Origin of the sequence: Pseudomonas sp. B19125, assembly GCF_044218855.1 — a bacterium.
In the GTDB taxonomy this organism is placed as follows: domain Bacteria; phylum Pseudomonadota; class Gammaproteobacteria; order Pseudomonadales; family Pseudomonadaceae; genus Aquipseudomonas; species Aquipseudomonas edaphica.
Window position 1 is genome coordinate 3,648,300 of record NZ_CP162589.1, and the last position, 25,215, is coordinate 3,673,514.

General features: G+C 60.9%; 22 protein-coding genes. 6 read left to right on the plus strand and 16 right to left on the minus strand.

Features of this window, described 5'->3' with window-relative positions:
* The first annotated feature begins 69 nt into the window (after positions 1-69).
* On the plus strand, positions 70-447 hold the full coding sequence (locus tag AB4P96_RS16595; protein ID WP_003217591.1) for a response regulator: 378 nt from the start codon (positions 70-72) through the stop codon (positions 445-447).
* A 26-nt stretch (positions 448-473) separates the two neighbouring features.
* Here the strand turns inward: AB4P96_RS16595 and AB4P96_RS16600 are convergent, their stop codons facing one another.
* The 4 genes from AB4P96_RS16600 to AB4P96_RS16615 form a co-directional block, all read right to left on the minus strand.
* Positions 474-2,144 (minus strand): ATP-binding protein, encoded by a 1,671-nt coding sequence (locus AB4P96_RS16600; RefSeq protein WP_395599802.1) that lies wholly within the window; start codon positions 2,142-2,144, stop codon positions 474-476.
* Positions 2,141-3,643 carry an ATPase domain-containing protein gene (locus tag AB4P96_RS16605; RefSeq protein ID WP_138451583.1) on the minus strand — a complete coding sequence of 501 codons (1,503 nt, stop codon included), beginning with the start codon at positions 3,641-3,643 and terminating at the stop codon, positions 2,141-2,143. Before AB4P96_RS16605 ends, AB4P96_RS16600 begins: the two co-directional genes overlap by 4 nt.
* Before the next feature lie 243 nt (positions 3,644-3,886).
* Positions 3,887-4,945, minus strand: a complete 1,059-nt coding sequence (locus tag AB4P96_RS16610) for a HEAT repeat domain-containing protein (RefSeq protein WP_017138790.1) — start codon at positions 4,943-4,945, stop codon at positions 3,887-3,889.
* Positions 4,946-5,023: 78 nt separating this feature from the next.
* Entirely contained in the window at positions 5,024-5,917 is an 894-nt protein-coding gene (locus AB4P96_RS16615; RefSeq protein WP_170037422.1) for a bestrophin family protein, read from the minus strand.
* A gap of 227 nt (positions 5,918-6,144) precedes the next feature.
* Here AB4P96_RS16615 and AB4P96_RS16620 point away from each other — a divergent pair, with 227 nt between their 5' ends.
* Genes AB4P96_RS16620 through AB4P96_RS16640 form a run of 5 tightly spaced genes read left to right on the plus strand, consistent with a single transcriptional unit; the run spans position 6,145 to position 11,699 of the window.
* Positions 6,145-7,791: an AMP-binding protein gene (locus AB4P96_RS16620; protein ID WP_395599803.1), complete on the plus strand. Its 1,647-nt coding sequence runs from the start codon at positions 6,145-6,147 to the stop codon at positions 7,789-7,791.
* Between the two features lie 21 nt (positions 7,792-7,812).
* Positions 7,813-8,580, plus strand: a complete 768-nt coding sequence (locus AB4P96_RS16625; protein ID WP_099549743.1) for an SDR family NAD(P)-dependent oxidoreductase — start codon at positions 7,813-7,815, stop codon at positions 8,578-8,580.
* 12 nt (positions 8,581-8,592) lie between these two features.
* The gene (locus AB4P96_RS16630; protein ID WP_138450501.1) at positions 8,593-9,777 is read left to right on the plus strand and encodes an acetyl-CoA C-acyltransferase; all 1,185 of its coding nucleotides are present in this window, start codon (positions 8,593-8,595) and stop codon (positions 9,775-9,777) included.
* 9 nt (positions 9,778-9,786) lie between these two features.
* Entirely contained in the window at positions 9,787-10,914 is a 1,128-nt protein-coding gene (locus AB4P96_RS16635; protein WP_017138784.1) for an acyl-CoA dehydrogenase, read from the plus strand.
* Between the two features lie 11 nt (positions 10,915-10,925).
* Positions 10,926-11,699: an enoyl-CoA hydratase gene (locus AB4P96_RS16640; protein ID WP_017138783.1), complete on the plus strand. Its 774-nt coding sequence runs from the start codon at positions 10,926-10,928 to the stop codon at positions 11,697-11,699.
* Positions 11,700-11,845: 146 nt separating this feature from the next.
* Here AB4P96_RS16640 and AB4P96_RS16645 read toward each other — a convergent pair whose 3' ends face one another.
* The 12 genes from AB4P96_RS16645 to arnC form a co-directional block, all read right to left on the minus strand.
* Positions 11,846-12,997, minus strand: coding sequence for an acyl-CoA dehydrogenase family protein (locus tag AB4P96_RS16645; RefSeq protein WP_099549746.1), 1,152 nt, complete (start codon positions 12,995-12,997; stop codon positions 11,846-11,848).
* A gap of 3 nt (positions 12,998-13,000) precedes the next feature.
* Positions 13,001-14,104, minus strand: a complete 1,104-nt coding sequence (locus AB4P96_RS16650; protein ID WP_395599804.1) for an enoyl-CoA hydratase/isomerase family protein — start codon at positions 14,102-14,104, stop codon at positions 13,001-13,003.
* A 117-nt stretch (positions 14,105-14,221) separates the two neighbouring features.
* Positions 14,222-14,935 (minus strand): HPP family protein, encoded by a 714-nt coding sequence (locus AB4P96_RS16655; RefSeq protein WP_395599805.1) that lies wholly within the window; start codon positions 14,933-14,935, stop codon positions 14,222-14,224.
* Positions 14,936-15,099: 164 nt separating this feature from the next.
* Positions 15,100-15,276, minus strand: coding sequence for a type VI secretion system contractile sheath small subunit (locus AB4P96_RS16660; protein WP_138450507.1), 177 nt, complete (start codon positions 15,274-15,276; stop codon positions 15,100-15,102).
* Between the two features lie 279 nt (positions 15,277-15,555).
* Positions 15,556-17,178: an ArnT family glycosyltransferase gene (locus AB4P96_RS16665; protein WP_395599806.1), complete on the minus strand. Its 1,623-nt coding sequence runs from the start codon at positions 17,176-17,178 to the stop codon at positions 15,556-15,558.
* Positions 17,179-17,182: 4 nt separating this feature from the next.
* Complete coding sequence (locus AB4P96_RS16670) at positions 17,183-18,562, minus strand: UDP-glucose/GDP-mannose dehydrogenase family protein (RefSeq protein WP_017135719.1); 1,380 nt, start codon at positions 18,560-18,562, stop codon at positions 17,183-17,185.
* Positions 18,559-18,972 (minus strand): 4-amino-4-deoxy-L-arabinose-phosphoundecaprenol flippase subunit ArnF, encoded by a 414-nt coding sequence (gene arnF, locus AB4P96_RS16675; RefSeq protein WP_017135718.1) that lies wholly within the window; start codon positions 18,970-18,972, stop codon positions 18,559-18,561. The genes AB4P96_RS16670 and arnF overlap by 4 nt, the downstream gene beginning before the upstream one ends.
* Positions 18,969-19,316 (minus strand): 4-amino-4-deoxy-L-arabinose-phosphoundecaprenol flippase subunit ArnE, encoded by a 348-nt coding sequence (gene arnE / locus AB4P96_RS16680; protein WP_017135717.1) that lies wholly within the window; start codon positions 19,314-19,316, stop codon positions 18,969-18,971. The genes arnF and arnE overlap by 4 nt, the downstream gene beginning before the upstream one ends.
* A complete protein-coding gene (gene arnT / locus AB4P96_RS16685) occupies positions 19,313-20,968 on the minus strand; it encodes a lipid IV(A) 4-amino-4-deoxy-L-arabinosyltransferase (protein WP_395599807.1) in 1,656 nt (551 codons plus the stop codon). Before arnT ends, arnE begins: the two co-directional genes overlap by 4 nt.
* Positions 20,965-21,849: a 4-deoxy-4-formamido-L-arabinose-phosphoundecaprenol deformylase gene (arnD, locus tag AB4P96_RS16690; RefSeq protein WP_099549750.1), complete on the minus strand. Its 885-nt coding sequence runs from the start codon at positions 21,847-21,849 to the stop codon at positions 20,965-20,967. Before arnD ends, arnT begins: the two co-directional genes overlap by 4 nt.
* A complete protein-coding gene (gene arnA, locus AB4P96_RS16695; RefSeq protein ID WP_017135715.1) occupies positions 21,849-23,840 on the minus strand; it encodes a bifunctional UDP-4-amino-4-deoxy-L-arabinose formyltransferase/UDP-glucuronic acid oxidase ArnA in 1,992 nt (663 codons plus the stop codon). The genes arnD and arnA overlap by 1 nt, the downstream gene beginning before the upstream one ends.
* Positions 23,837-24,871, minus strand: a complete 1,035-nt coding sequence (arnC, locus tag AB4P96_RS16700) for an undecaprenyl-phosphate 4-deoxy-4-formamido-L-arabinose transferase (RefSeq protein ID WP_099549751.1) — start codon at positions 24,869-24,871, stop codon at positions 23,837-23,839. The genes arnA and arnC overlap by 4 nt, the downstream gene beginning before the upstream one ends.
* Positions 24,872-25,215 lie beyond the last annotated feature (344 nt).

Sequence of the window (25,215 nt, forward strand, 5' to 3'; positions counted from 1 at the left end):
TCGCCTCGACGCAACCTCTGCGTGACCCCATGGTCGTACTTGCAGCAACTGACCGGACAAAGGCTTCCCATGAGTGAAGATGCACAAGATGTCGTACTGATCGTCGAAGACGACGAATCCATTATGTTTGTGCTGGGTGAATACCTGGCAGGCCTGGGCTACCGGGTGCTGAAGGCGATCGATGGGGAGCAGGCCTTCGAGATTCTGGCGACCAAGCCGCACCTGGACCTGATGGTCACGGATTACCGCCTGCCGGGCGGGATTTCCGGGGTGCAGATCGCTGAGCCTGCGATCAAGCTGCGACCTGAATTGAAAGTGATCTTTATCAGCGGTTACCCGCAAGAAATACTCGACTGCAACAGCCCGATCACGCGCAACGCGCCAATCCTGGCCAAGCCGTTTGATCTGGACACCTTGCAAGAGCATATCCAGCGCCTGCTGGCCTGAAGCAATAGGGCTGCCTCGCAGCAGCCCTATTGCTTGATCATCTCACGCACCTTGGCCGTCAGCAGGTCGAAGGTGAACGGCTTGGTGATCAGTTGCATCCCTGGGTCCAGGAACCCGCCGCGCACCGCCGCATGCTCGGCGTAGCCAGTGATAAACAATACCTTGAGCTCCGGGCGCAATTGCCGCCCGATTTCTGCCAGCTGTCGCCCGTTCATGCCGGGCAAGCCCACATCACTGATCAACAGGTCAATGCGTTGGTCGGATTCGATGATCGGCACGGCGGTATTGGCATCGCCAGCCTCGACAAAGGCATAGCCCAATTCCTTGAGCACTGCGCTGACCAGCACGCGTACGGCGGCGTCGTCTTCGACGATCAATACTGTCTCACCGGCATTGGCGAATGGCAGCAGTGCCGGGTTGGTGACGGCGTCCGCGACGCGCTCACCGATAAAACGCGGCAGGAACAGGCTGACTGTCGTGCCCTTGCCGACTTCACTATGGATGGTGACATGGCCATGGGATTGGCGGGCAAAGCCGTAGATCATCGACAAGCCGAGGCCGGTGCCCTGGCCGATCGGCTTGGTCGTGAAGAACGGGTCGAAGACGCGACCCAACAGACTTTCGGGAATACCACAGCCGGTGTCGCTGACGCTCAGTTCCACGTAATCGCCTGGCAGCAAGGTGCCATAGGCGGCCGTGAACACATTGTCGAGGTGGCGGTTGGTGGTCTCAACGGTCAGGCTACCGCCGCTGGGCATGGCATCGCGCGCATTGATCACCAGGTTGAGCAGGGCGCTTTCCAGCTGATTGGGGTCGGCCTCGGCGGTCCAGAGTTCATCGGTCAGACGCATGTCCAAGGCGATGCTTTCATTGATACTGCGTTGCAACAGTTCGCCCATGGAGCTGACCAACTGGTTGATCTCCACCGGCTTGGAGTCCAGCGACTGGCGACGTGAGAACGCAAGCAGGCGATGGGTCAGGCCGGCGGCGCGGTTGGCCGAGGTGACACCCAGGTCAATCAGACTGTCCAGATCGTCCAGTTTTCCACGCGCGACCCGCCTTCGCAGCAACTCCAGGCTGCCGATAATACCGGTAAGCATGTTGTTGAAGTCATGGGCGATACCGCCGGTCAACTGGCCGACAGCCTCCATTTTCTGTGACTGGCGCAAGGCTTCTTCGTTGTTGCGCAATTGCGCTGTGCGTTCTTCAACCTGCTGCTCAAGGGTTTCCAAAGTGCTTTGCAGGCGCTGCTCGCTCTCGCTCAAATCAACCAGGCGGTCACGGGCCTCGTATTGGCGGCGCCGCCCACGCAGTGCCGCGCTCACCAGACTGATCAGGGTTACCGGGTGGAAAGGGCGCTCCAGAAAGGTCACGTTGCCCAGCAGGCCACTCAGGTGGGATGAGCCGTTCTGTTCACGGCCGCCATGGTGGGTCATCAGCACGATGGGCAAATCGGACCAGGCCGGCTGCTCATGCAGGTAATGCAGCAGGGGCTCCAGATCGACACCACGCAGGGCTTCAGCGGCAATCACCAACATACCGACGCCTTGCCCAAGTGCTTCGCAGAGTTCAGTCAGGTTCCCGGCAACCATGCCGGTGTAGCCGGCTTCCTCGAGCATCATCAGCGCCAGGGAGCCGTCACGGCCCAGTGGCGCGAGAATAATTGCGCGCTCGGAGAGGGGAGAAAGGCCGGTCACACGCCCTCTTCCTTGAGCAGTGGGGAACCGGCGCCCATATAAGTCGGGATACCGCGCAGTACGCCCTGGAAGTTGTCGAGCGGCTCGCCCACTGTCAAACCACTGCCGCCGATACGGTATTCACGAATGGTGGACTCGTGGCTGCCGGTACGTTTCTTGATGATCGAAATGGCCCGGCGGACCTTGCCGAGTGCTTCGAAATAACGCAACAGGATCACGGTATCAGCCAGGTAAGTAATATCGACGGGGGCCTGCATGTCGCCTACCAACCCATGTTGGGCCACCGTCATGAACGTCGCCGCGCCGCGACGGTTCAGGTACAGCAGCAACTCGTGCATATGCAGGATCAGAGAGTTTTCCTCAGGCATCGCCGCCTGGTAGCCGTTGATACTGTCGATGACCACGGTCTTGATCCCACGTTCATCGACGCAACGCCTGACTCGGTGGGAGAACTCGCCTGGCGACAGCTCTGCCGCGTCCACCTGCTCGATCAGCAGGTTACCGGTGTCTTGCAGCGCGGCGAGGTCGATACCCATATTTTTCATGCGTTCGAACAACAGGCCCAGCTCTTCATCGAAAATAAACAGCGCAGCTTTTTCACCACGCGCCACTGCGGCGGCGGCAAAGATCATCGAGATCAACGATTTGCCGGTACCGGCCGGGCCGAGGATAAGCGTGCTGGAGCCGGTTTCTACGCCGCCGCCCATCAAGGCGTCCATTTCACGGATGCCACTGCTCAAAGTCTGACGCACGTAACCACCACGATGCTCGGCGGCCACCAGGCGCGGGAACACGTGGATGCCGTCTTGCATGATGGTGAAGTCGTGAAAGCCACCACGGTATTTCTGGCCACGGTACTTCACCACGCGGATGCGGCGGCGTTCAGCGCCGTAAGTGGGCGTCAGCTCTTCCAGACGAATTACGCCGTGGGCCACGCTGTGCACGGTTTTATCCAGGGATTCGGTGGTCAGGTCGTCAAGCAGCAGCACGGTGGCGTCATAGCGCACAAAGTAGTGTTTGATCGCCAGGATCTGGCGGCGATAGCGCAGCGAGCTTTGCGCCAGCAGGCGGATTTCCGAAAGGCTGTCGACCACCACGCGGGTGGGCTTGATCCGTTCCACCACTTCAAAAATCTGCCGGGTTGCCTCACCCAGTTCCAGGTCGGAGGAATACAGCAGGCTTTGCTGGTGCTCGGCGTTGAGCAGGCTTTCTGGCGGGGTCAGCTCGAAGATGTGAATGTTGTCGTCCAGGTCCCAGCCGTGGGACTTGGCGCCCTGACGCAACTCGCGTTCGGTTTCTGACAGGGTGATGTACAAGGATCGCTCACCGTTTTTCGCGCCGGCTTGCAGAAAGTGCAGCGCTACGGTGGTTTTCCCGGTGCCGGGTTCGCCTTCCAGCAGGAACAGGTGGCTGCGTGATAGCCCCCCGGAAAGAATGTCATCAAGACCTTCGATGCCGGTGGCCGCCTTTTCACTGAACAGCTCTTTGGATGTAGACAAGAAGTGCCCTCGGGTCACGTACAAGTAAAGGGAGGCGCGTCGGCTTGGACGCGCCATATTTACTTGACCGTAGCGGGTTGTGGCGGTTCAACCTGTCGTATAAATCGTGGTGGATTTGTGACCTGCGCCAAAGCGCTGCTTGTGTGTGGGAGCTGGCTTGCCTGCGATAGCATCACCTCGGTTTATCTGTCAGACCGAGGTGTCTGCATCGCAGGCAAGCCAGCTCCCACATAGCGCGCGAAACTAAAGCCCTTGCTGCAACGCCGGATCATCCGGATTCTGCTGCTCCAGCTGCGCCAGTAACACCTGCACATTCTGTAACTGCCCGGTTTCCTTCCAATAGCTGACCAGCAACACACGCGCCTTGCGATTGGCGGGGTGGCGCTGGACGATTTCTTCCAGCTGACGCTGGGCGGCGTCCACCTCTTCCTGGTCGTGCAGCGTGGTGGCGAGGTCGAAGCGGTAATCCTGATTGTCAGGCTCAAGCTCCACGGCTTTGGACAGGCCAAGCAACGCGTATGGCCGCTCCCCATGGTGCAACAGCCACATGCCCAGGGCGTGTTGCAGGTAGGCCGACTCCGGATGTGCCGCCAATTGCCGCGCCAGCAACTGGCGGGACTCATCGGTCTTGCCCTGCTTATCGAGCAATTCGATTTGTGCGACCACAGCTTGCAGGTTGTCCGGTTGCAGGCGCATGGCCTGCTCCAGTGCATGTTGCGCGTCCGGCAGCAGGGCGCTGTGGATGTACAAGCGCGCGAGCTGAATCCAGCCTTCGGCGGTTTCGGGCTCAGCCTTGAGCTTTTTCACAAACTCATCGAGCACTTGCTGCAAAGGCCCGAAATACAGGCCCAGGGTATCCGGCGACAGGCCGAGCAGGGCATTGGCGGCGGCAAAACGCACGGCTTGTTCAGGATCGTCCAGTGCCGGGCCAAGCAGTAAGGTGCGTTGGCCGCTGGGCACCAGGCCAACAATACTGTGAATCGCCGCTTCACGAACCAACGGCGACTCATCAGCCAGGTCTTTATCCGCCAGCTTCAACGCCTGAGGGCTTGGGTAATTGGGCAGTTCGGCGTGCAATGCGGCGCGACGTTCAGGCGACAAGTCCGGGCGGCCCAGCTGTTGATACAGCACACGGGCGGCGCCGGGTTCGCCGTTACGTGCTTGCTTCAACGCCTTGGCGTAACCATGGGCGATCGCCGGCGGCACGGCCACCGGAGTGGAGCGGGAGAAAAACCAGGTGACCAGGACAAGCAACAACAGGGCGCACAGGCCGACGATGGAGTAACGGCGTGACTTTGACATGCAGGCGTCCAAAAGCTGGGGGCAGCTAATCGCAAAGCCTCAAGCTTCGGTCAGACCACGACGAGTGTCAAACCCGTATCAGCCGAGCACGTATTCCACTGGTTCCAGGGCAGGAGGCAGATTGATCTCGCCCAGGGCGGCGAGAATCTCGCGCTCCAGGGTGCGCACTATCGCATTGCAGGGCAGATCGTTTTCATCGAAACCGAACGGGTCTTCCAGATCATCACCGATTTCATCCAAACCGAAGAACGTGTAGCTGACGATGGCGGTGAACACCGGCGTCAACCAGCCCAGCGGTTCGGCCATGGCGAACGGCAGCAAAATGCAGAACAGGTAGATGGTGCGGTGCAATAGCAGCGTGTAAGGGAAGGGCAGTGGCGTGCTTTTGATCCGCTCGCAGGCGGCCTGCACCAGGCTGAGGCTGACCAGCCGGGTTTCCAGCTGGGTGTAGCGCCATTCACTGATCACACCCTGTTCGGCCAGCCGCGAAAAGCGCGCGCCCAGTTGTTGCAGCACGTTGTCGGGAAGATTGGGATGCGCCCGGTCAACAGTTATCCAGGGTGTGATAACGCGGGCCTCGTCTTCATGGCGCAGGTGCGCGACCAGGCCGTGGGCAAACCCGCACACCCCACGCAGCAGGCTGGCGCGCTCGGGTGAGTTGCCCAGCACTTGGGTTTCGCGGATCAGCGAGCGCACCTCAATGATCATCTGCCCCAGCTGCTTGCGGCCTTCCCACCAACGGTCGTAGCAGGCGTTGTTGCGAAAGCTCATGAAGATCGACAACGACAACCCGAGCAAGGTGAACGGCGTGGCATTGACCTTGGAGAAGTAGGCCGGGTGCAGGGTCTCCACCAGCACGATCACTGAAGCCAGCAACGTGACCATCAGGCTGCGCAAGGCAATGCGCTTGGCAATCGAACCTTTAAGGGAAAACAGGATACCCATGAGGTTGGGTTTGGGGCGGACGATCATCGGGACACGGCTTCTTTGGCGGCGCAGGCCTGGAGATTAGGAGTTTGCGCCCAGAGCGTCCAATCACTGCGGCTGACCGGCTGATAAGCCGGATCAATGATTGGCCAAACCAGTCAGCCAAGTTGAAGGCTTTGACCATTGCCGCCAAAGCGCTCTAGAGCGACTATTTCAGCGATTCTCGTCGTGAAAAATGTCCTGAAAATAAAAACACACAAGGATTTGGAACCATGCGTGAGTATTTGGCTGCCACCACTGCCTTCGACTACCAGCACACCGTCAACGCCGCCCTGTCCGGCAACCTGCAAGCCCTGAATGCCTGTGTGGAGTGTTGCGATCGCCACGCGCTGCCGGGGCGCATTGCGTTGTTTTGGGAAGGTAAGGATGGGCGCAGCGCCAGTGTGACCTTCACCCAATTGCAGGACCAGGCGGCGCGCTTTGCCAATTTCCTCCTGGCCCAAGGCGTGCAACGGGGTGACAAGGTGGCGGGGCTGCTGCCACGCACGGCAGAGTTATTGGTGGTGGTGTTCGCCACCTGGCGTATCGGCGCGGTGTATCAGCCGCTGTTTACCGCCTTCGGACCCAAGGCCATCGAGCATCGGCTGAACAGCTCCGGCGCCGTACTGGTGGTCACGGATGCGGTCAACCGCCCCAAGCTGGCTGAAGTCGAAGGCTGCCCGACCATCGTCACGGTGGCCGGGGACAAGGGCGAAGGCATCGTGCGCGGCGACTACAGCTTCTGGGCTGAACTGCCGAACTATTCGAATACCTGCGAACCGGTGCTGCTGGGCGCAGAAGCCCCGTTCCTGCTGATGTTCACCTCGGGCACCACCGGCCCGTCAAAAGCCCTGTCGGTGCCGCTCAAGGCCATTGTCGCCTTCCAGAGCTACACCCGCGACGCGGTGGATTTGCGCCCCGAGGACGCGTTTTGGAATGTCGCCGACCCGGGCTGGGCCTATGGCATCTATTTTGGCGTGACCGGGCCGTTGTCCATGGGCCACCCGATTACGTTCTACGATGGGCCGTTCACCCTGGAAAGCACCTGCCGGGTGATCAATAAATATGGGATTACCAACCTCACCGGTTCGCCCACCGCTTACCGTCTGCTGATTGCCGGTGGCGAACAGTTCGCGCGCGCTATCAAGGGCAAGCTGCGTATCGTCAGCAGCGCCGGCGAGCCGCTGAACCCGGAAGTGATCCGCTGGTTTGCCGACAACCTGGGCGTGACCATTCATGACCATTACGGCCAGACCGAACTGGGCATGGTGCTGTGCAACCACCACGGCCTGGAACACCCCGTGCATGTCGGCTCGGCAGGCTTTGCCTCACCGGGCCACCGCATTGTGGTGCTCGATGATCAGAACCAGGAATTGCCGGCAGGCCAGCCCGGCATTCTCGCCATCGACCGTGAACAGTCGCCGATGTGCTGGTTCGCCGGCTACGACGGCGTAAAGACCAAGGCGTTTGTCGGCAAGTACTACCTCAGTGGCGACACCGTGGAGCTCAACCCGGACGGCAGCATCAGCTTTGTCGGGCGCAGTGACGATGTGATCACCACGTCCGGCTACCGCGTAGGGCCATTCGATGTCGAAAGCGCACTGGTCGAGCACCCGGCCGTCATCGAAGCCGCTGTGGTCGGCAAACCCTGCCCGGAGCGCACCGAGCTGGTCAAAGCCTTTGTGGTGCTCAACGAACAGTACCGCGCTACGCCCGAGCTGGCCGAGGAGTTGCGCCTGCACGTGCGCAAGCGTTTGGCGGCCCACGCCTACCCACGGGAAATCGAATTTGTCAGCGACTTGCCCAAGACCCCGAGCGGCAAGCTGCAACGTTTTATTTTGCGTAATCAGGAAATTGCGAAGGCACAGGCCATCGCCTGATCCACTTTTAAGGAAACAATGATGCAGATTGAAAACAAGGTATTCCTGGTCAGCGGCGGTGCTTCGGGCCTCGGCGCGGCCACCGCTGAGATGTTGATTGCCGCTGGTGCCAAGGTGATGCTGGTCGACCTGAACGCCGACGCTGTGGCGGCCAAAGCCAAGCAACTGGGCGATAACGCCCGCAGCGCCGTGGCCGATATCAGCCAGGAGGCCGCCGCCGAAGCGGCCGTACACGCCGCCGTTGCAGCCTTTGGCGGCCTGCACGGCCTGGTGAACTGCGCCGGAGTGGTACGCGGCGAAAAAATCCTCGGCAAAAATGGCCCACACGCCTTGGCCAGCTTTGCCCAGGTGATCAACGTCAACCTGATCGGCAGCTTCAACCTGTTGCGCCTGGCGGCTGCCGCCATCGCTGAAACCGCGGCGAACGCCGACGGTGAGCGCGGCGTGATCATCAACACCGCGTCGGTAGCCGCCTTTGACGGGCAGATAGGCCAGGCGGCGTATGCCGCCTCCAAAGGCGCCATCGCCAGCCTGACCTTGCCCGCTGCCCGCGAACTGGCGCGCTTTGGCATCCGCGTGATGACTATTGCCCCGGGCATTTTCGAAACGCCGATGATGGCCGGCATGACCCCCGAAGTGCGCGATTCCCTGGCCGCGGGTGTGCCATTCCCGCCACGCCTGGGCAAACCGTCCGAGTACGCCGCGCTGGTACGCCACATCATTGAAAACAGCATGCTCAATGGCGAGGTGATCCGTCTCGACGGCGCCTTGCGTATGGCAGCCAAGTAAGGAGAACACCCCATGAACGATCCGATTGTTATTGTCAGCGCCGTGCGCACACCCATGGGCGGCTTCCAGGGCGACCTCAAGGGCCTGACCGCGCCGCAACTGGGCGCTGCCGCGATCCGCGCCGCCGTCGAACGCGCCGGGATTGCCCCGGATGCCGTGGACGAAGTGCTGTTCGGCTGCGTGCTGCCCGCAGGCCTGGGCCAGGCGCCTGCGCGTCAAGCGGCGCTGGGCGCCGGGCTGGACAAGGCCACGCGCTGCACCACCTTGAACAAGATGTGCGGCTCGGGCATGGAAGCGACCATCCTCGCCCACGACTCGCTGCTGGCCGGCAGTGTCGACGTGGTGGTCGCCGGCGGCATGGAAAGCATGTCCAACGCGCCGTACCTGCTCGACCGCGCGCGCAGCGGCTACCGCATGGGCCACGGCAAGGTGCTTGACCATATGTTCCTCGACGGCCTCGAAGACGCCTACGACAAGGGCCGCCTGATGGGCACCTTTGCCGAAGACTGCGCCGAGCACAATGGCTTCACCCGTGAAGCCCAGGACGCCTTCGCCATTGCCTCGCTGACCCGCGCGCAAGAGGCCATCACCCATGGCAGCTTTGCTGCTGAGATCGTCCCGGTGCAGGTCACCGTCGGCAAAGAGCAAAAGACCATCCTGCATGACGAGCAACCGCCCAAGGCCAAGCTGGACAAGATCGCCAGCCTGAAGCCGGCGTTCCGCGAGGGCGGCACGGTGACGGCGGCCAACTCCAGCTCGATTTCCGATGGTGCGGCGGCGTTGCTGTTGATGCGCCAGTCCGAGGCGCAACAGCGTGGCCTCAAGCCCTTGGCGGTGATCCACGGGCATGCGGCCTTTGCCGACGAGCCGGGGCTGTTCCCGGTGGCGCCCGTGGGTGCGATTCGCAAGCTCATGAGCAAGACCGGCTGGAACCTGGGCGACGTTGACCTGTTTGAAATCAACGAAGCTTTCGCGGTGGTCAGCCTGGTGACCATGAGCAAGCTGGAAATCCCCCACAGCAAGGTCAATATTCACGGCGGCGCCTGTGCCTTGGGGCATCCAATTGGTGCTTCCGGTGCGCGCATCCTGGTGACGTTGCTCTCGGCCCTGCGCCAGAAAGGCCTCAAGCGCGGGGTTGCCGCCATTTGTATCGGCGGCGGTGAAGCCACGGCCATGGCCGTCGAATGCCTGTATTAAGGACTCAACATGCTGCCCAATGACGAACAACTGCAAATCAGCGAAGCGGCCCGGCAATTTGCCCAGGAACGCCTGAAACCCTTCGCCGCCGAGTGGGACCGCGAGCACCGTTTCCCCAAGGAAGCCATTGGCGAAATGGCCGAGCTGGGCTTTTTCGGCATGCTGGTACCGGAACAGTGGGGTGGTTGCGACACGGGCTACCTGGCCTACGCCATGGCCCTGGAAGAAATTGCCGCCGGCGATGGCGCGTGCTCGACCATCATGAGTGTGCACAACTCGGTGGGTTGCGTGCCGATCCTCAAATTCGGTAACGAGCAGCAGAAACAGCAGTTCCTCACGCCGCTGGCCAGTGGCGCCATGCTCGGTGCCTTTGCGTTGACCGAGCCGCAGGCAGGCTCCGATGCCAGCAGCCTGAAAACCCGCGCACGCCTTGAGGGCGACCATTACGTGCTCAATGGCTGCAAACAGTTCATTACCTCCGGGCAGAACGCCGGGATCGTGATTGTGTTTGCCGTCACCGACCCGGCCGCAGGCAAGCGTGGGATCAGCGCGTTTATCGTGCCGACCGACTCGCCGGGCTACACGGTGGCGCGGGTTGAAGACAAACTCGGCCAACATGCGTCCGACACCTGCCAGATCCTCTTCGAAGACGTAAAAGTCCCAGTCGCCAACCGTTTGGGCGAGGAGGGCGAAGGCTACAGGATCGCCCTGGCCAACCTCGAAGGCGGCCGCGTCGGCATCGCCTCGCAATCGGTGGGCATGGCCCGCGCCGCCTTCGAAGCCGCGCGTGACTATGCCCGTGAGCGCGAAAGCTTCGGCAAGGCGCTGATCGAACACCAGGCCGTGGCCTTCAGGTTGGCCGACATGGCCACGCAAATCGCGGTGGCCAGGCAGATGGTGCATTACGCCGCAGCCCTGCGTGACAGCGGCAAGCCGGCCTTGGTCGAGGCGTCGATGGCCAAGCTGTTTGCTTCGGAAATGGCCGAAAAAGTCTGCTCGGCCGCCTTGCAAACCCTGGGCGGTTACGGTTACCTGAGCGACTTCCCATTGGAGCGGATCTACCGCGATGTGCGGGTCTGCCAGATTTACGAAGGCACCAGCGATATTCAGCGCATGGTCATCTCACGCAACCTTTAAGGAGCCGATACATGAGTTACGAAACCCTTTTGCTCGAAGTCCAGGGCCGCGTCGGGCTGATTACCCTCAATCGCCCGCAAGCCCTGAACGCCTTGAACGCCCAGTTGGTCAGCGAGTTGAACCAGGCACTGGACGGCCTGGAAGCCGACCCGCAGATCGGCTGCATCGTGCTGACCGGCTCGAAAAAAGCCTTCGCCGCCGGCGCCGACATCAAAGAGATGGCCGAGCTGACCTACCCGCAGATCTACCTCGACGACCTGTTCAGCGACAGCGACCGCGTCGCCAACCGCCGCAAGCCGATCATTGCTGCGGTCAACGGTTTCGCCCTGGGCGGCGGCTGTGAACTGGCCTTGATGTGCGACTTTATCCTGGCCGGTGACGGCGCCAGGTTCGGCCAGCCGGAAATCAACCTCGGCGTACTGCCCGGCATGGGCGGCACCCAACGGCTGACCCGCGCCGTGGGCAAGGCCAAGGCCATGGAAATGTGCCTGACCGGGCGCTTTATTGATGCCGTTGAAGCTGAGCGCTGCGGGATTGTGGCGCGCATTGTGCCGGCCGATGACCTGCTTGAAGAAGCGCTGAAAACCGCGACCTTGATTGCCGGCAAGTCCGTGCCGATCAGCATGATGGTCAAGGAAAGCGTGAACCGTGCGTTTGAGGTGAGCCTGTCTGAAGGCGTGCGCTTTGAGCGCCGCGTGTTCCATGCCGCGTTTGCCACCCAGGACCAGAAGGAAGGTATGGCGGCATTTGTGGCCAAGCGTGCGCCGGAGTTCAAGGACCAGTAACCCGGCCGTAAACACTGAAGATCAAAAGGTGGGAGCTGGCTTGCCTGCGATGCAGACACCTCGGTTTATCGGTTAGACCGAGGTGATGCTATCGCAGCGGTGCGACGATTCGACAAGCCAGCTCCCACATTGGTCTTGTGTGGCTTTTAGAGCTGGTAGTTCTTCAGCTCCCTGGCAATCACCATCCGCTGAATCTCGCTGGTGCCTTCGTATATCTGCGTAATCCTCGCATCCCGGTAGTAGCGCTCCACCGGGTAGTCCTCAAGATACCCATACCCGCCATGGACCTGCATCGCCGAGGAGCAGACCTTTTCGGCCATCTCCGAAGCAAACAGCTTGGCCTGGGAGGCTTCCGACAGGCACGGCTTGCCGGCGCTGCGCAGACGTGCGGCGTGCAGGATCAGCAGGCGGGCGGCATTGAGCTGGGTCTGCATGTCGGCCAGCAGGTTGGCAATGCTTTGGTGCTCGATAATCGCCTTGTTGAATTGCACCCGATCACGCGCATACGCCAGCGCCGCCTCAAACGCCGCACGGGCGATGCCCAACGCTTGGGCGGCAATGCCGATGCGTCCACCCTCGAGGTTGGACAGGGCGATGGCCAGGCCCTTGCCGCGTTCACCCAACAGGTTGGCTTCGGGTACTGTGCACTGGTTCAGCGTGACGGCGCAGGTGTCCGAGGCACGAATGCCCATCTTGTGTTCGGTACGGTCGACCACAAAGCCTGGTGTGTCAGTGGGCACCAGGAAGGCAGAAATACCTTTCTTGCCCAGTTCCGGGTCCGTCACCGCAAACACAATGGCCAACTTGGCGCGCTTGCCATTGCTGACGAACTGCTTGGCACCGGTGATCACCCACTGGCCGTCGCGCAGCTCGGCGCGGGTGCGCAGGTTATGGGCTTCGGAACCGGCCTGAGGCTCGGTGAGGCAGAAGCAACCAATGGCCTGGCCGCTGGCCAGGTCAGCCAGCCAGGTGTGTTTCTGCGCATCGGTGCCGTAGTTGAGGATTGGCCCGCAACCGACTGAATTATGGATACTCATGAGTGCGCCGGTGGCGCCATCACCGGCGGAAATCTCCTCGACGGCCAGGGCATACGCCACGTAGTCGACATAGGTGCCGCCCCATTCTTCCGGCACCACCATGCCCAGCAAGCCGAGTTCGCCCATCTTCGCGACCAGGGCGTCATCGATCCAGCCGGCTTTTTCCCAGGCTTGCGCATGCGGGGCGATTTCGCCACGGGCAAAGTCGCGCGCCATGTCGCGAATCATCACTTGTTCTTCAGTGTATTCAATATCTTGCATGGCTTATTTCCCACTCTGCTTGAAGTCGCTGAAGAAGCTCTCGACATGGCTGGCGTCCAACTCATGGATCGTCGCGGGGCTCCAGTGCGGGGTTTTATCTTTGTCGATAATCAACGCGCGAACGCCTTCGATCAGGTCGCCGCGTTCGAACCACTGGCGATCCAGGTGCAATTCCAATGCGAAGCACTGCTCCAGCGACAAGCGCCGGCCACGGCGCAGCATCTGCAGGGTAACGGCCATTGCCAGCGGCGAGCGGGTCTGCATCAGGGCGGCGGTGCTGAGCGCCCATTCGTGGCTGTCGGCGACAGTGACTTGCTGCAGTTGCTCGACCATGCTCGGCACATCCGGCAACGCAAAGAAGTGGTCGATCGCCGGGCGCAGCGCGGCCAGCGGGGCGTCGGGCAATTGTTGTACCGCGAGCTTTGCCAATACGCCCTGCAGGTCCTTGAGCGGCGAATCCTGCCATTGCAGGTGGTCGAGCTTCTGATCGAGTTCGGCGAGTTTCGCGCTGTCGATACACCAGTCCGCCAGCCCGCAGTACAGCGCATCGGCGGCGCGAATCTGCACGCCGGTGACCCCAAGGTAAACCCCCAGCTCGCCAGGGATGCGCGAGAGGAAATAGCTGCCACCTACGTCCGGGAAATAACCAATGGCCACTTCCGGCATCGCCAGGCGGCTGCGCTCGGTCACCACACGCAAGTCGGCGCCTTGCACCAGGCCCATGCCACCGCCGAGGACAAAGCCGTCCATCAGGGCCAGCACGGGCTTGTGGTAATGGTGAATTGCCAGGTCGAGGGCGTATTCCTCGACGAAGAAGTCCTGGTGCAGGCTGTCGCCCTGCTTGAAGCTGTCGTAGAGAGAGCGAATGTCGCCACCGGCGCAGAACGCTTTTTCACCGGCACCGCGCAGGGCCACGGCATACACCTGCGGATCGCTCTCCCAAGCCAGCAGTTGTGTGGTCAGGCTGCGGACCATCTCCAGAGTGATGGCATTCAAGCCAGCGGGGCGGTTGAGGGTGAGGTGGCCAATATGGTTACGGACTTCGGCCAGCACCTCGCCCTGAAGAATCCTGGTGTGGCTTGCTTCGGATGAAACCTGAGCAGTCATCACTAACTCCCTGCTTTTATTGTTCTTTATCAAGATGTTCGCGCACGAACTATCTCGCGATCGTACCAGTGCAAATTTGCCCAGTACAACCCGGAATCATGCAGGTCGTTTTTGCATTTATGCAGCGCTGCGGCGACCCAGCACTTCACCGATGCTGCGGCGCCGGGCATGCCCTTCAGCCGCATGAATCAGTTGCTCCAACTCCGTCGGCTCCACATCAAAGAACCGTTCCATCTCGGCCAGGGCCAGTTTCAGATCGGCTGCCGTGATGGCGGCATCTGTCACCGGCGCTGTGCTGCCCAGGACCACGGCGGGCGATTCGATCGCGCCTTTGGGGTAACGCGTGCGTGTCACGTTGTTATAGGCCAGCGCACCGGCCAGCAGCGCGCCAGCCCCGAGCATCACCGGCCCCACTTCCTGCCAACCCAGAGCAATAGAGGCCGGATCGGCGAGCACCAGCGTCATGGCCAAGCCACCGGCGGGCGGGTGCAGGCAGCGCAGCCAGCAAATCAACACGACGGTCATGCCCGCAGCCAGGCATGCGCTGCCCAGCGTGCGGCCAAGCACCCGCGCCACCAGCAGAGCCACAACGGCAGCGCACAAGTAGCTGCCGATAATCGACCAGGGCTGTGCCAGCGCACCGGAGGACACGGCAAACAGCAAAACCGCCGATGCCCCCAGCGGGCCGAGCAGGTGCAAGGCGACTTCCATACCGAATACCTGGGCACACACCCAGACACTCAATAGCGTGCCCAAGGCCATGCCAATGGCGGCGCGGCTCCATTCGGCGGGGCGGGTATTGATTGCAGCGGGTAACCAGCGAGCGAGCATCGACACGATCCATAAAGCAGCAGACGAAAAAAAAGGCTCGCCTGGTTGCCCGGATAAGCCCTTTGAACGTTCCAACATTTGGGGGAGGAACCTGTGCAGTGTGCCGAGCTTGATGCCATGGCGCCAATGCATATTAATGAGGGTTAAATGCAAAAATAATGCAGTTAGTGACCCTCGTCATAGGTGATCCGATGCGTCGGTTGCGGCAGCGGCGTGCTGATGCGTCCGAGTACGCGGCTATCAGCCTCTTCGTTGAACAGCTGCCTTTGCAGGTTCTCTCGCAAGGCAGGGTCGTCGGCCAAAGGCCCCTTCAATGCCACCAAGGCATCGCGCAATGCCATCAATCGATCCAGCCTCGGCGCAGGGATAAGCAACAGGTCTTCTGGCACGGCATTGCCCTTTTGATCAAGCAGGTCTGTGTGCGTGGAAGGCTGACGGCGCCCGGTAGTAGATAGTTAACGCACATGACAAAGGAGTCTACATTTGGGTTCCGGGCATCGAAAGGCAAAGTGCGCCAGCGTTTACGCATAGCCATGTAGGGGCTTTCCGGGCAGTCATAACGAAAAACGCCCACTCTTGAAGGAGTGGGCGCTGTTTCCGTCAGACCACTGTCAGCGTAATTACGGCGCGCTGACTTTCTCTAGATGGAGCAACACATACGGGTCTTTGTCGAACTCCCCGGTGAGTGTCGGTGTGATCGAACGCAAGCGCGGATCCTGCAGATTTTCGAAGTCTTTCGTGCTCATTACCAGCCATGCCGGACCTTGCAGTGGCGCCAGGTCTGCAGCCGACTGGGTAAACAGCGGCACCTTATCGCAGTTGAAGTTGACCATGAACTTGATGGCTTTTGCATCTTTGCCCAAGCCATGCAGCACCACGGGGGCCGGTTGCTGCATGATCTGTTCTTTGACGCCAAGGCTAAATGTGCGGGTGTCGTAAAGCGTACGCTCCAATGGCTCGACCACCACAATGTAGGTCGACCACAGCGCCAGCACCGCCGCGAGTGCCGACCCCAGCGGGCGTAGACGCGCCTTGAGCAGTGACAACAGCGACACTATTTGCAGCACGCCAAGCACGCCGAGGACCAAGCCCAGGTTGTCCAGCTGTGCCGGGTAACGCTTGCGCGCCACCACCAGCCCGATCACCAGCAGCGCCGGCAGCAGCGTCCAGATGCCCAGCATCAAGCCGCGCAGCCAGGCGAACAGCCGCCCCTGGGTGACCTGGAACGGGTAGGCCGCAATGATCGCCGCCATGGGCAGCATTGGCAGGATGTAACGTGCCTTCTTGGCCTGAGGGACCGACAGGCCGAGCATCACCAGCAAACCTGCCGCCGCGCAATACAGCACCAGTTTCAGTGCCGGGTCGGGTGACCGACGACCGCCGCTGGCGACTGCCAGCAGCACCAGCAACGCCAGTGGATAGGCCAGCGCATAGTTGCCCATGGAGCTGGTGAAGTAATACAGCACGCCGCTGGAACCTTCGGTGCCGTCCATGCGCCCCAGGAACTGCATGCGGATCACGTCCTGCATGAAGTCCTCGCCACCACTGAGCTTGGCCAGCAGCAGCAACAGGCCGACACACGCCGCCAGCACTGCCAGGGCGATAAAGCCGAAGGTGAACAGTTGGCGCCATTGGCGGTTGATCAGGTAATAGCTGCACAGCACGCCAGTGGGGATCACCAGGCCGATTGGCCCACGCACCGCAAAGCCCAGGATCAGCAGCAAAAACAGCCAATGCAAGCGTTTGGCTGCCCCGAAGTGGTCATGGGCATAGCCCAGATAGAACACGGTCAAGGCGATGGCCGCGAGCATCTGGTCCAGCGACACCGCGCGGGTTTCACTGATGAAGGTGCTGCTGAGCAGCAGCATCGCGATGCTGAGCAAGCCCCAGCGCGTGGAGTAGGGCGCCGTAAGGCGATACGCCAGCACCACGATCACCGCCGAGGCGATGGAGGTGGGCAACCACGCGGTGAGGCTGCTGACCTCGCCAAACGGCAGGGACAACAGCCAGGTCAGCAGGGTCGAGGTCGCCAGGTAGTCCGCGTAAGGCTGGCCATAGGTGGTGGGGAAAAAACTCGGTCCATGGCGCAGCATTTCCTGGGCAAACACCACGAAACGCGAGTCAAAGCCGATGATTGCCTGGTGCCAGTTGCCGACAATAAACAGCACCAGCGCCAGGAGCCCGAGCCCCAGCGACTGATTGCGGATCGTTGCTGTAAGCAGCGGCGATTGAGCTTTGTTCACGTCTTTAGTCTTCCTTGGCTGGCGCTACCCAGTTTTGCTGTGGAATCGGCAGCTCGCAGGAGTCGCCACGGCCCATCGGGAAATATTTGAAGCCCTTGCGCGCCAGGCGCTCGCCGTCGTACAGGTTGCGACCGTCGAAGATCACCGGGTTTTTCAGGCGGGCGTGGATCAGTTCGAAATCCGGCGCCTTGAATTGCTGCCACTCGGTGCACACGATCAACGCATCGGCGCCGCTCAAGGCCGATTCCGGCGTGCCCAGCAGGGTCAGACGCGACTCGTCACCGTAGATGCGCTGGGTTTCCTGCATGGCTTCGGGGTCGAACGCACGGACATTGGCGCCGGCCGCCCACAGGGCTTCCATCAGCACGCGGCTTGGGGCATCGCGCATGTCATCGGTGTTGGGCTTGAAGGCCAGGCCCCACAAGGCGAAGGTCTTGCCTTGCAGTTCGCCTTTGAAATACGCATTGATACGCTCGAACAGCTTGCTCTTCTGGCGCTGGTTGATCGCTTCGACCGCTTCGAGAAGGTCGCTGGAGCAGTTGGCTTCCTTGGCGCTGTGGATCAGGGCGCGCATGTCTTTGGGGAAGCACGAACCGCCGTAGCCGCAGCCCGGGTAGATGAAGTGGTAGCCGATGCGTGAGTCGGCGCCAATGCCCAAACGCACGGCTTCGATGTCGGCGCCCAAGTGTTCGGCCAACTCGGCGATCTGGTTGATGAAGCTGATCTTGGTGGCCAGCATGCAGTTGGCGGCGTACTTGGTCAGTTCGGCGCTGCGCAGGTCCATGAAGATGATGCGGTCATGGTTGCGGTTGAACGGCGCGTACAAATCACGCATCACTTCGCGCACTTCTTCGCGTTCACAGCCGATGATGATGCGGTCCGGGCGGCGGCAGTCGGCAACGGCCGAGCCTTCCTTGAGGAATTCGGGGTTGGAGACGATATCGAACTCCAGGTGGCGACCGGCAATGTGCAGGTTTTTTTCGATATGGGCCCGCAGCGTGTCGCCCGTACCGACCGGCACGGTGGATTTTTCCACCAGGATCACCGGTTCCACGCGATGGCGGGATACGGCATCGCCCACCGAAAGCACGTACTTGAGGTCGGCCGAGCCGTCTTCGTCCGACGGCGTGCCCACGGCGATAAACAGCACCTCACCGTGTTCTACTGCGAGTTTTTCATCATAGGTAAAGTGCAGGCGCCCGCTTTCCAGGTTTTCCTTGACCATGGCCGCCAGGCCCGGCTCGAAGATGGTCACGTGGCCTTTTTGCAGCGACTCGACTTTGCTCTTGTCCACGTCCATGCAGATCACATCGTGACCGACTTCGGCCAATACGGTGGCCTGTACCAGACCGACGTAACCGCTACCAAATACACTGATTTTCATGGGGCATTCCTGGGGCTTGCAACGCTAGCACGACGAGAGTTAATAACCAGAACACCGAGAATGACCAAGGCCACCCCCAGGGTTTTTGAAAGCGAAAAATGTTCGTTGAACACCGGCAGGCTGGCCGCCAGCAGGTACACCAGCGCGTAGCTGATGCTTAGCAGCGAATAGGCGCGGCCCAGGGGCAAGTGCTTGAGCGCGCCGAGCCAGCACAGCATCGACAGCGCATAGGCGATGATCGCCAGGATCACCACGCCCAGGGCGCCAAGATCAATCGATTGACTGTTAAACGCATTGAGCCACTCAGTGGGCAACGGCAGGCGCGTCATGCTCCAGCGCATGCCCAATTGAGCAGCACTGACCAGGCCAACACTGCCCAAGGCCAGGGCAAACCCTTGTGTGCGGCTCATACGTGACGCCCTAGCAGCACAACGCCGCCAATCACCAGCGCGACACCCAGCCAATGACGGCCATCGATCTGCTCATGGAAGACAAACCGCGCCATCAGTGTCACCAGCACAAAATTGAGGCTGAGCATGGGGTAGGCGATGCCCACTTCCAGGCGCTGCAACACCAGCAGCCATACCAGCAGGCCAAGGCCCAGGCACACCAGCGCCGACCACAGCCACGGCGAGCGCAGTTTCGGCGCCCAACCGTCGGGCTGGTCACGCCAGCTTTCTACCGCAAACTTTTGCGAAACCTGGCCCATGCAGGTGAGCAGGCAGGCGCTCAACAGGAGAAGCAAGGTGATCATTGCGCAGCCTGTGGGAAGATCAGGATGACGATATTGCCTTGCTCATAGCGCTTGCCGTCTTGGGGCAGCAGGTTCACTTCGGCCACTTCATCGTCGCCCTTGACCCGCATGACGACGCCAACCGAGCCTTTTTTACGCGCCTCGCTCATCCATTGCTGGACGTCGGCGGTGCCGATCTTGCGATAGGCAGTGTCTGGATAGGCAATGCCGTACTTCACTTCACCGACCGTGTTGTACAGCGCAACGTCCGGGCGGCCCAGGCGCCACGACAGCGCCGAGGCAGCGCCAAGGTCATTGCTGAGCAGTGCCGCGGTGGGTTGCAGTTCGGGCAAATGGTCGATGATGAACTGGTCCGGGGTCTTGTTATAAACCACCGAATGCGGAAGGGCAGCCGGCACCAGGGCCACCAGCAACCAACTGCCGATGGCCGGCGCAGCCCATAGCTTCAATGGGCGTGCAGCTTGCAGCAGGTTGACCACGATCCAGCCGAACAGGAAAGTAAACACCAGCACCAGGCTGAAAGTCTCCTGACCCGGCTCATACACCGGTTTTTTCAATTGGAACCAACTGATGGCCAGCAACGCCACGATTCCGATAGCCAGGTTCAACCAGCCGTTGATGCGCAAGGCGCGGCCATGGCCCTTGGCCAACTTGTCGCTGAGCGTCGACCCTATCAACAGGGCCAAGGGCAGCAGGCACGGCATGACATAGGACGGCAGCTTGCCTTTGGCCAAACTGAAGAACGCCAGGGGCATCAACAGCCACAGCAGCAGGAACGCGGTCTTGGGCAGGCGCTTTTCCAGCCAGGCCTGTTTGACCGTGGACGGCAGCAGGGCGATCCATGGCAACGAGAACGCAACCATCAGCGGCAGGTAGAACCAGAACGGCTCGGCATGCTGGGCGTCATCGCCGGCAAAGCGTTGGATGTGCTCATGCCAGAAGAAGAAGTTCCAGTAGTCCGGCTCTTGCAGGTGCACGGCGAGTGCCCACGGCAGGCTGACGATAATTGCGACGGCCACAGCGACCACACCATAGCCAAGCAATTCACGAAAGCGTTTCTGCCAGATAGCGTAGGGCAGGGCGATCAACACTGGCAGCAGCCAGGCAAGAAACCCTTTGGTCATGAAGCCCATGCCGCAGGCAAAGCCGAGCAATGCCCAAGACCCCAAGCGGCCGTTGCGCGTGGTGCTGTCGAAGCAGAACCACAGCGCAACGCCGGTGAGGTTGACCCAGAAGGTGAACTGCGGGTCCAGGTTGGCGTAACCACCAAGCAGCGCCACGCTGACAAAGCTCATGTACAGCACGCTGCTGACCAAGCTTTTTTGCGGGTTGTTCCACAGCCGGCGCGAGACCAGATAGACCAGCAGGATGCTCAGCCCGGTGCTCAAGGCCGACGCAAAGCGCACGCCGAACAGGTTCTGCCCGAAAATCGCTTGGCCCAGCGCGATCATCCAGTAGCCGGCAGCGGGTTTTTCGAAGTAACGGATACCCATGAAGTGCGGCGAGGCCCATTTGCCGGTCAGCAGCATTTCCTGGCTGATCTGCGCGTAACGGGTTTCATCCGGGATCCACAGGCCATGGCTGGCCAGTGGCAACAGGTAGAACACAGCAAACGCCAACAGGAGCAGGGGCAATGCCCAGCGCCGGATCATGCCTGCTGTACTCCGAGCCAACCCTCGCGGCCGCTGAGCGCGCCGCGTACCAGCTGTTGCTGGGGCAGGGTGGTCACATCCGCGGGCAACAGGTCGCCCAAGGGTTTGAAGTCAATGCCGCGCTGCCCGGCCTGGGCGAGCAGTTGGCGAAAATCTTCAGCCATCAGAATCCCTTCTACTTCTGCGTGGATCGTATAGACGTTCAGCTTCGACTCGGCGAACCGGTCAAGAATGAAGCCGTTGAAATCTTTGGCAGCCACCACCGGCCCGACGACTTCGTCGAAGGTCGGCAGGTCTACCGGAATTTGTGGGGTGCCCGCACTGCCATCGGCCAGGGTTGGTCGAAACAGGCTGGTGCCCCGGCAATCACTGTTGTAGCGAAAGTTGAAACCTTGCTTGGCTTGCACCACGCGCTCATCGGCGCGCCAGCCGGCGGCTGCGGAACAGTCGATGCGTTCACCCAGGATGTCGCTCAGGGTGTCCACGCCACGACGGATCTGCTCGACCAGCTGTGCGTCGCTCCAGCGCCCGGTGTTGGCTTGCCAACCGTGATGGTCCCATGCGTGCAGGCCGACTTCATGGCCGGCGGCCTTGGCCTGGCGCATCAAGTGCCCCAGGTCACGGCCGATCGGCTTGCCTGGCCAGGCGGTGCCGGCCAGCAAGATGTCCCAGCCATACAGGCCGGCAGCATTGGAACGCAGCATCTTCCACAGAAATTGCGGGCGGATAAGGCGCCACAAGTGGCGCCCCATGTTGTCCGGCCCGACGCTGAAGAAGAACGTCGCTTTTACCCCGGCTTCATCCAGGGATTCGAGCAACCGCGGCACGCCCTCACGGGTGCCACGGTAGGTGTCGACGTCGATTCGCAAGCCTGCCTGCATTACTTCTTGTCCGCGATTTCGAGCATGGCTTCTTTGAGGAAGAAGTCCAACGTGTTGCCGATGGTTTCGCTCATCTCAACGGTTGGCTCCCAGTTCAACAGGCGCTTGGCGTTTTCGATGCTTGGCTTGCGGTGCGCCACGTCCTGGTAACCGGTACCGTAGAACGCCTTGCTTTCTACGTCGCGGAAACCGGCGAACGGAGGGAAGTTGCTGCGCAGCGGGTGAGCTTCGAACTGACGCAGCAGTTCTTCGCCCAGCTGACGGATGCTGGCTTCGTTTTCCGGGTTGCCGATGTTGATGATCTGGCCGTTGCAGATATCGTTGTCGTTATCAATGATGCGTGCCAGTGCTTCGATGCCGTCGGCGATGTCGGTGAAGCAACGCTTCTGCTCACCACCGTCGAACAGGCGGATCGGGGTACCTTCCACCAGGTTCAGGATCAGCTGGGTGATGGCACGGGAGCTGCCGATACGTGCCGAGTCCAGACGGTCAAGGCGCGGGCCCATCCAGTTGAACGGACGGAACAGGGTGAAGTTCAGGCCCTTGTCGCCGTAAGCCCAGATCACGCGGTCCAGCAGTTGCTTGGAGACCGAGTAGATCCAGCGCTGCTTGTTGACCGGGCCAACCACCAGATTGGAGGTGTCTTCGTCGAAGTACTGGTCCTGGCACATGCCATAGACTTCGGAGGTCGACGGGAAGATCACGCGCTTGTTGTACTTGACGCAGTAGCGAACCAGTTTCAGGTTCTCTTCGAAGTCGAGTTCGAATACGCGCAGCGGGTTACGGGTGTATTCGATTGGCGTAGCGATGGCCACCAGCGGCAGGACCACGTCGCACTTCTTGATGTGGTACTCGATCCACTCGGAGTGGATGCTGATGTCGCCTTCCACGTAGTGGAAGTTCGGGTGGCTGCGCAGGCGCTCAATGGCGTCGGAACCGATGTCCAGGCCGTAGATTTCATAACGGTCGTCACGCAGCAGGCGCTCGGACAGGTGGTTACCGATAAAGCCGTTCACACCCAGGATCAGTACACGAGTGCGACGTGGCTTGCGGCCGGACTCGGCGCCGCGCAGCACGGAACCGTCGACCAGGCCCAGTTCGTCAGCCAGGGAAGGGCCGGCCAGGTACAGGCCGTTTTCGTTGCGCTGGCCGAACTTGACCACCAGGGAATCTTCACCGCAGGCGATGCGCAGCGGGTTGACGCTGATCACACGGCCTGGCGCCAGGCCTTCGTTGCCCTTGACCACTTCAGCTTGCCAAACGATGAGTTTGTGCTCGCCGACAGCGCAGAATGCGCCTGGGTACGGTTGGGTCACGGCACGAACCAGGTTGAACAGCTCTTCAGCCGGTTTTTTCCAGTCCAGCTTGCCGTCAGCGGCAGTGCGGCGACCGAAGTAGGTGGCCTGGCTTTCGTTCTGGGCCGTTTCGGCCAATTTGCCTTGGGCCAGCTGTGGCAGGGCATCACGCAGCAAGTTGGTGGCCGCATCACGCAGTTTGGCGTGCAGGGTCAGGCCGGTGTCGGTGCGGTCGATAATGACTTTTTGCTGGGCCAGGATCGCGCCGGCATCGGCACGCTTGACCATGCGGTGCAGGGTCACGCCGGTTTCGGTTTCGCCGTTGACCAGCACCCAGTTGGCCGGAGCGCGGCCACGGTATTTAGGCAGCAAGGAACCGTGCAGGTTGAACGCGCCTTTTTTGGCAGTGGCCAGCAGGGCTTCGCTCAGCAGGTTGCGGTAGTAGAACGAGAAGATGAAATCCGGGTTCAGCTTGGCAATACGCTCGATCCACAGCGGGTGGTTGGCGTCTTCCGGAGCATGTACCGGGATGCCGTTGCGGGCGCAGAGTTGGGCGACGGAGCCGTAGAAATTGTTTTCCTTGGGGTCGTCGGCATGGGTGAACACGGCAGCAATGTCGTAGCCGGCGGTCAGCAGGGCTTCAATACCTGCACAGCCAATATCGTGGTAAGCGAAGACAACAGCTTTTGAATTCATGACGAAACCTGATCGGAAGGAGAAGTAGGAGAGTGGGAAGTTGTAAGGCCGTCGACCACGACGACCGGAGCCGGCTCTGCGGGTTGGTTACGCAGCACCTTTTCAATAAAGAACCGTGGACGGGCACGCACGTCACTGTACATGCGGCCCAGGTATTCACCCAAGAGGCCCATGCCGATGAATTGGCCGCCGGTGAACACAAACAGCACCGCGAACAGCACGAACATGCCTGAACCGGCCCATTCGGCGCCGAAGACCAAGCGCAGGAACACCAGCGCAAAGGCAAACAGCATGCCCAGTGCCGCGAGGCTGAAGCCGACGATGCTCAGCAGACGCAGCGGGGTGGTGGTCATGCAGGTCAGCAGGTCGAACATCAGGCTGATCAGGCGCATGGCGCTGTATTTGGACTCGCCATGCTCACGCTCGGCGTGGTGCACCAGGATCTCGGTGGTGTGCCGGGCAAAGCCGTTGGCCAGAATCGGAATAAAGGTGCTGCGCTCGCGGCAGGCCAGCATCGCGTCGACGATGGTGCGTCGGTAAGCACGCAACATGCAGCCGTAATCGGTCATGGCCACGCCGGTGGAGCGTTGCACGGCCAGGTTGATCAGGCGCGAAGGCCAGCGGCGGAAGGCCGAATCCTGACGGTTGTTACGCACAGTGGCGACGACGTCGTAGCCCAGGGCGGCTTGCTCGACCAGCCGCGGGATTTCTTCGGGCGGGTTCTGCAGGTCGGCGTCAAGGGTGATGACCACCTCGCCACGGCACTGCTCGAAGCCGGCCATGATCGCGGCATGCTGGCCATAGTTGCGGTTGAGGATCACCGCCACCACGTTGCTGCCGTCTTCTGCGGCAGCGTCTTCCAGCAATTGGGCCGAGTTGTCGCGGCTACCGTCATCCACCAGGATGATTTCGTATTCGTAAGCCAATTGCTTGCAAGCTGCAGTCGTGCGACGCAGCAATTCAGGCAGGCTCTCTTGTTCGTTGTAGACCGGGATAACGATCGACACGCAATGAATAGGGTAGGGTTTCAAAGATTCATGACCTCGGGGCTAGAACAATTGGAGCGTGAAAACAGCAGTAATCAGTCGGCAACAACGCCGGCCGATTAAATGTAGCGTGGGTGTGCGGCATTCGTTCGACTTTCCTGAGGACGGGCAACGGTTTCTTCCATGGGCTAGCAGAGTAAAGACGAAAACTATGAAAGGTAAAGCGTAATCAACAGGTTAGTCGGGGAAGACGCGGTTCGTTCTCAAGTCCTGCGCTCAAGATTAAGCGGAAAATTGTTGAACGAATATGAAAGGCGGATGAAAAACTCGTTTATTTGACAGGTAGACAGGTAGGGTTCAGCTAAACCGCTGAAGCGCCTGGGGATTGG